The sequence below is a fragment of the Mesorhizobium sp. M0136 genome (genome assembly GCF_040322515.1).
Lineage (GTDB): Bacteria > Pseudomonadota > Alphaproteobacteria > Rhizobiales > Rhizobiaceae > Mesorhizobium.
Map to the genome: position 1 here is coordinate 23,121 of NZ_JAMYTP010000043.1, position 6,293 is coordinate 29,413.

At 58.8% G+C, this 6,293-nt stretch carries 5 protein-coding genes and 1 pseudogene; 3 read left to right on the forward strand and 3 right to left on the reverse strand.

Annotation, left to right across the window (positions count from 1 at the left end):
* The first annotated feature begins 218 nt into the window (after positions 1-218).
* Complete coding sequence (locus tag NKJ35_RS29680; RefSeq protein WP_352651151.1) at positions 219-743, forward strand: YciE/YciF ferroxidase family protein; 525 nt, start codon at positions 219-221, stop codon at positions 741-743.
* Between the two features lie 195 nt (positions 744-938).
* Positions 939-2,105 (forward strand): glycoside hydrolase family 1 protein, encoded by a 1,167-nt coding sequence (locus NKJ35_RS29685; RefSeq protein WP_352651152.1) that lies wholly within the window; start codon positions 939-941, stop codon positions 2,103-2,105.
* 133 nt (positions 2,106-2,238) lie between these two features.
* On the opposite strand, the gene glf is transcribed toward NKJ35_RS29685, so the two are convergent.
* Together glf and NKJ35_RS29695 are read right to left on the reverse strand one after the other, a co-directional pair.
* The gene (glf, locus tag NKJ35_RS29690) at positions 2,239-3,381 is read right to left on the reverse strand and encodes a UDP-galactopyranose mutase (protein WP_352541549.1); all 1,143 of its coding nucleotides are present in this window, start codon (positions 3,379-3,381) and stop codon (positions 2,239-2,241) included.
* Between the two features lie 2 nt (positions 3,382-3,383).
* Positions 3,384-4,556, reverse strand: coding sequence for a glycosyltransferase family protein (locus NKJ35_RS29695; RefSeq protein WP_352651154.1), 1,173 nt, complete (start codon positions 4,554-4,556; stop codon positions 3,384-3,386).
* Positions 4,557-4,955: 399 nt separating this feature from the next.
* Here NKJ35_RS29695 and NKJ35_RS29700 point away from each other — a divergent pair, with 399 nt between their 5' ends.
* Positions 4,956-5,879 carry a glycoside hydrolase family protein gene (locus NKJ35_RS29700; protein WP_352651155.1) on the forward strand — a complete coding sequence of 308 codons (924 nt, stop codon included), beginning with the start codon at positions 4,956-4,958 and terminating at the stop codon, positions 5,877-5,879.
* Positions 5,880-6,108: 229 nt separating this feature from the next.
* Here the strand turns inward: NKJ35_RS29700 and NKJ35_RS29705 are convergent.
* A pseudogene (locus NKJ35_RS29705) lies at positions 6,109-6,293 on the reverse strand (transcriptional regulator); the annotation flags it as partial.

The window sequence follows — 6,293 nt, forward strand, 5'->3', positions numbered from 1 at the left end:
GACAGCAACCCTGCAGGCAGACGATCCTCATACCGGAAGTTCCGCAATGGAGCGCAGCCGAGATGCTCAGGCGGTCGCTGTGACGCGGCGGGTTGAAGTCAGCGGTCAACCGGCCGTCGCTCAACCTGTTGGCTGCCGCAGAGCCGTGGCGAAGGAACAACAAGAGACTGGGCCAGTTAGACCATGCATGCGTCGATACAATGAAACAGGAGATGACAATGGCGACGAAGAAAGGCTCTCAAGGTGGCTCCAAAGGTTTGGAAGACCTTTTCCATGACGGGTTGAAAGACATTTACTACGCTGAACGCAAGATTCTGACCGCGCTCCGGAAAATGGCAAAGGGGGCGGAGTCAGAAGAGCTGAAGGTGGCGTTCGAAAAACATCGTGACGAGACAGAGGGTCAGATTGAGCGCCTGCAGCAAGTTTTCGACGCCTTTGGCAAGAGAGCCCAAGGGAAAACGTGCCCGGCGATCGACGGCATCATCGAAGAAGGACAGGAGATTTTGGAGGAATTCGAGGAGGCTCCGGCATTGGACGCGGGTCTCGTGGCTGCAGCCCAGTCCGTGGAACACTATGAAATAGCGCGCTACGGGACTCTTGTCACATGGGCCGGCTTACTTGGTCTGAAAGACGCCGTCCCGCTACTCGAACAGACGCTCAAGGAAGAAAAAGCAACCGATGAGGCGCTCACCCGACTGGGCGAAACAGGGGTCAACGAACGGGCGATGCAACAGGCGGCATAACTTCGGATCGAATCGAGGCCACCGCGGCCCGGACAGACGGATTGGACCTTGGTTGGATCCAGAGGCACACATACGCAGCAGCCGCCGCGCCGTCGACGTGGCGGTGGCCGACCGGTTCCGACTAGGCGACCGGAACTGACAATGGGGGACTGCGAATGCGATTACTGCCCACGCCTTGGGCGACAGGATGTTGGTATGAACGAGGATACCGCTCGTCGGCCCACGGCAGGCTCTTCGGGGTTCGACAGCTTTTTCATGGCTGGTTTCGAGTGTTCCTCCCACAGGCGCGCCGACGGGGCCCGTCTTGATCTGATACGCGCGACCTCACATGACATCCATGCACATGGCGACTATCGCCGTTGTGCCGAGCTTGGGCTTCGCACGATCCGTGACGGCTTGCGCTGGCACCTGATTGAAACCGCGCCCGGAGTCTTCGACTGGTCGAGTTGGACGTCGGCGATCGAAGCAGCCCAGGCGGCCGGGGTGCAGATTATCTGGGATATCTTCCACTATGGCTCGCCAGACCATATCGACCAAGGTGGCCCGGGGTTTATCAAGGCCTACGTCCGTTTCGCCGCGGAAGCTGTTCGGGTTCATCGCTCCGCTACCGGGGTGGCTCCCCTGGTGTGCCCGATCAACGAGATTTCGTTTTTTGCATGGGCGGTAGAGGTCGGCTACTTCCCCCGCGTCGGGCCGAACAAGCGTGGATGGTTCAAACGACACCTTGTCAGGGCAGCGGTCGCCGGCGTGAGGGCCATGCGGGAGGCGGAACCCGGCTGCAGGTTCATCTGGGCTGAACCGCTGATCCATATTGCTCCTCGTGACCGTACTCACCCCGAGCGGCGGCGCGCCGAAAATGCTCGCCAGGGGCAATTCGAGGCGTATGACATGCTGATCGGGCGCATGGAACCGGAGTTGGGCGGTAGCGAGGACGTTGTGGACGTCATTGGCCTCAACTTCTATCCGCACAACCAATGGTACTTGAATGGCCCAACGATACCGATGGGGCACCACGAATACCGTGCACTTTCGGAAATGCTGGTCGAGGTCGCCGAGCGATACAAGAAGCCGATGTTCATCGCCGAGACCGGCGCCGAAGGTTCAGGCCGGCCAGCCTGGCTTCACTACGTTTGCGACGAAGTGCGCGATGCGACGAGCCTCGGTGCACCTGTTAAGGGTATATGCCTGTACCCGGTGACGGCCTACCCAGGTTGGGACAATTCGCGCCACGCCGAAGTCGGCTTGTTCTCCACCATTCATGCGGACGGCTCGCGCACTGTTCGCAAGCCACTTGCGGACGAGTTGGAGCGCCAGCGCCAATCGTTCTTGGCATTTGAGAAACAACAAGCAAGCGCGCTATAGCCTCGCTGATACCAACAGTGCGCGCTTTTCAGCTGCATCAACAGCACAGCATATTCTAGAGCTGTTCGCCGAGAAACATCGTTGGCCCCTTTGGCCGTGGGTCGCCCGAACGCCGGTCAGGCCGGCGCATCATTCACTCGGCCGCCTCGCGCTGCGTCGACGTGACGAGCATCCCGCTTGCCGGCAGGCGTGTCTGAATGCGCCCGAACGTAGCCAATGCCTGGCCGACGACCTGATCCATATTGTAATAGCGATATGTTGCAAGACGTCCGACGAACCAGACCTCCGGGCAGGCCGCGGCCAAGGCTTCATAGCGCTTGTATAACGCCTCGTTTTCGGCCCGCGGCACCGGGTAATAAGGATCTCCGATGTCCGAGGGGTATTCGTAGGTGAGGCTGGTCTTCGGACTCTGTTGAGCGGTCAGATGCTTGTACTCGGTGATCCGTGTGTATTTTTCCGTCTGCGGATAGTTGACGACGGCGACCGGTTGAAACTGCTCGCAATCAAGCGTCGTGTGCTCAAAGCGCAGCGAACGGTAGGGCAAGCGACCAAGCTTCCAGTCGAAATACTCGTCGATCGGACCGGTATAGATCATCCGCTGGAAGGGGATCTTGTCGCGAATTTCGCGGTAGTCGGTCTGCAGCATGATCTTGATCTTGGGACTATCCAGCATGCGCTGGAACATGCGCGTATACCCGCCTGCCGGCATTCTCTGGAAGCTGTCGCCAAAATAGCGATCGTCGCGATCGGTCCGGGTTGGGACTCGCGCCGTCACCGACTTGCTCAGCTGGGAAGGGTCGACACCCCACTGCTTCCTCGTGTAGCCGCGGAAGAATTTCTCGTAGAGCTCTCTGCCGACAGTGCTGACCACGACGTCTTCAGCGGTGCGGACTTCTTTGACCGTTTCGCGCCGGGAAGCGAAGAAGTCCTGCAGCTGCTCGGACGTTAACTCAAGGCCGTAGAGGCGGTTTATGGTGTCGAGATTGATCGGTATCGGCAGCAGCTTTCCATCGACAAGCGACAGCACGCGATGTTCGTAAGGCCGCCATTCGGTGAATTGCGACAGATAGTCGACGATCGATTGGGCGTTGGTGTGAAAGATGTGAGGCCCGTAACGGTGAATTAGGATTCCGGCCTCGTCGTAGCAGTCATAGGCATTGCCGCCGACGTGATTTCGTCGGTCTATGATCAGGACGCTTTCCTGCCGTTGCGATGCGATACGCTCGGCCAGCACACTGCCGGCGAAACCGGCCCCTACGATCAACCAGTCGAACACGCTCACGCCCTCCTCAGGAATGGGACGACGCTCTTCATCGCAAGGGCGCGCTCGATGTGGGCAGCCATCGCGCTCCAGGTCTTCTCCCAGGACATGTCGGCGAGGTAGGCGTCGGCCTTCTTGACCAGGAAATCGCGGGGGTGGGCCAGGATCGACCGAAGCTTGGCCTCGATATCCTCCGCCTCGACAATCTCGACAAGGCCTTCGACGCCGTAGGTACGCACAACGTCGACGATCGCCGTGGACAACACCGGCAGTCCTGCCGCAAGAAACTCGGGAGTCTTGGTCGGGCTGATGTAGCGGGTCGCTTCGTTGAGCGCGAACGGCATCCAGCCGGCACTCCAATGCCTGAGATAGTTCGGCAGGTCTGCATACGACTTGCCGCCCAGCCAATGCAGGTTGCCAGCCGTGGGAAGGCTCGCCCGATCGATCTTGACGACAGGGCCGAGCATGACGAATTGCACGTCCGGCATTGCCGCAGCCGTCTGCGCTACCAATTCGACGTCGAGCCGTTCGTCGATGACCCCGAAGTACCCCACCCTCGGGTGAGGTATGTCGGCCTGATCGAACGGGTCTTCACCTGGCGCCCTAGCCTGATGGAAATGGGTAACGTCGATGCTGCTCGGGAAGGGAAAGATCGCCCGATGCAAGCTGCGCTTGGCCTCGTAGAGGCTCTGCCCGCCCGTGAAGACGACATCGGCACGTTGCAACAGCGCCTTTTCCAACTGCGTCAACTCTGCGGGAGCGTCTTTGAACGCGGAGAGTTCATCCATGCAGTCGTAGACGCAGACGTCACAGGCGAGATGATCGCTGAAGCGTAGCGCCATGGGCGTGTAATACCAGGTCGTCAATCGGTCATGCGGCGTGGAGGCGAGGATCTGATCGACGAACCTGCGCTGGATCGCGTCCGCCCTGGTCGCGGACGTACCAACTGGGATCAGCGGCGTCACTATTCTGATTTTGGGGGTAAGATCGTGCACCCGCATCGAAGGGTGGCGCCTCTCATCGAAGATCGGCTCTTCGAAGTAAATTAGCTGTTGCTGTTTTGACGCCAGGGTCAGAATGTGTTGTGGTCTCTGATATACGAAGTTCCATCGGAGGTGTGAAAAGCAAATTAAAATAGACTGTTGTACAGGGATTTTTCGTGTTTTGGCCCGGCCCGCCGCCATTTCCATGTAGATTATCCTTCGATATAGTTACAAAATGCCTCGACTAACAAAAGTCAATCGAGGCAGCTTTGACATGAAGTTCGCAGCCTTCTATATAACTTCCATCCCAGTAAGTTGTTCCACAGCTGCAAACTGTTCAGGCGAGACCAGCCGTCCGCTCCACTTGCGATGGCTCAACAGAGAAGGGGCGAGCCGGCCGCCCCCATTCGATCCACATGATGAAGCCCCTCGCGTCAGGTCGGGCTCCCCAAATGTGGCCCTTTGCCACAGAGCGGTTCAAATCCTTCAATCGTTCAACAACCGTTCATGGGCGGAGTTATAAATGAGGCCTGCGAATCGACTCATTCGAGTCGCGCAGGTGGTTCATTGGGTTGGGCCCGCGAGGAATCGAGGGATGGCTGGCGAATGAAGATCGACTTTGAAACCAACGTCTTTCCATTGTTTCACCCGCAGGCCGTGGATGACCTGAAGGACCCCTGTCCCGTCTTCGACGGCACGCTCTGGCACGTCTTCGGCTCCAGCGGCACGGTCACGACCGAAAGCTGGAAAATACTCCATGCCACGGCGCCGGATCTCTATGGACCCTGGACAGAGCACGAGCCGATCGTCTTGCCGATTTCCGGATCGGGCGTTGCGGCACCCGGCGTCATTCATGAGTGCGGCGTCTTCCACATGTTTATCCAGACCGAATTCATGAAGTCCGGCGGACGTTGCGAGCACGCGGTGTCCAATGACGGCTTTCATTGGGTGGTGCTCAATGCGGCGATATTGTCGCTGCCCGACACCGATGAAGACGGCATCTACGATCCCCACCCCGCAATCATCGGAGGCAAGCGCTACATCGTCTATTCAGGCATGCCCAAATTCACCAGGGTGCCTCAGCCTGATGTCTATCTGGCGCGCAGCCAATCCGATTCCTGGTTCGGGCCATGGAAACGTCTCGGCAAGATACTCGATCATCTCGACGTGCCGCATCACAATGCGCGCGAGCACCCAGATTACGAATGGGGGATCGAAGGCGCCCAGATCGTCGAACTGCCGGACGGTCGCGTGCTTCTCAACGCCACCTGCTTCCTCCCCGAAGGTCCGCGCGGCAGCCGGCAGCGCGTCTTCTTCGCCATCGCCGATGACGTCAAGGGTCCCTACGTTTCCGTTGGCCCCGTTCTCGACCCTGGTGAGCCCGGCGAGAATGGCCATTCGACGGTGATGATCGACGGCCGGCAACTGACCTTGTTCTACCAGAGCAGGCGTGAGGCGACGAACCATCGCTGGCGGTTCGGGGTGGCAAAGTGTGACCTGGATCGGCAAATACTTTCGAGAGTTGCCTAGATGGAAAGTTCCGGCATTTGCCGGAACGGAGGATGAAACGCTCTGGCGGTTGGTGGGAGGGATCGCTTTGTACCGGTGATAGAGGGTAGTAGGTGATACGCAGCCTGTCGGCGAAGGTTGCGACGGGGCATCTATACACGTCAGGCAAGCCGGTCGCCTCATATACGACGTTGCCAGCTGCAAGCCTGGCAATGACCTGTGATTGAGCGCAGCAACACGGCCAGTCGATTCACGCGGTTTTGATCCTGAGCAGGATGTCCTGATCGTAATTTCCAAAGCCCTTGCCAAAAATGTTGATCCCGCCGGGGCGCTCGGCGTCGTCCTTGACACCGATACGGACGCGGATTGAATGATGGCTCTTCAGATCGAGTGCGGCGAGGCCGGTTTCGGAAATCCTGAGACCGTCGACATAGG

Bases quoted from the DNA above. Each gene is read 5' to 3' on its own strand.
- NKJ35_RS29680 (WP_352651151.1), top strand. From the start codon at position 219: ATGGCGACGAAGAAAGGCTCTCAAGGTGGCTCCAAAGGTTTGGAAGAC.
- NKJ35_RS29685 (WP_352651152.1), top strand. From the start codon at position 939: ATGAACGAGGATACCGCTCGTCGGCCCACGGCAGGCTCTTCGGGGTTC.
- NKJ35_RS29695 (WP_352651154.1), bottom strand. From the start codon at position 4,556: ATGGAAATGGCGGCGGGCCGGGCCAAAACACGAAAAATCCCTGTACAA.
- NKJ35_RS29700 (WP_352651155.1), top strand. From the start codon at position 4,956: ATGAAGATCGACTTTGAAACCAACGTCTTTCCATTGTTTCACCCGCAG.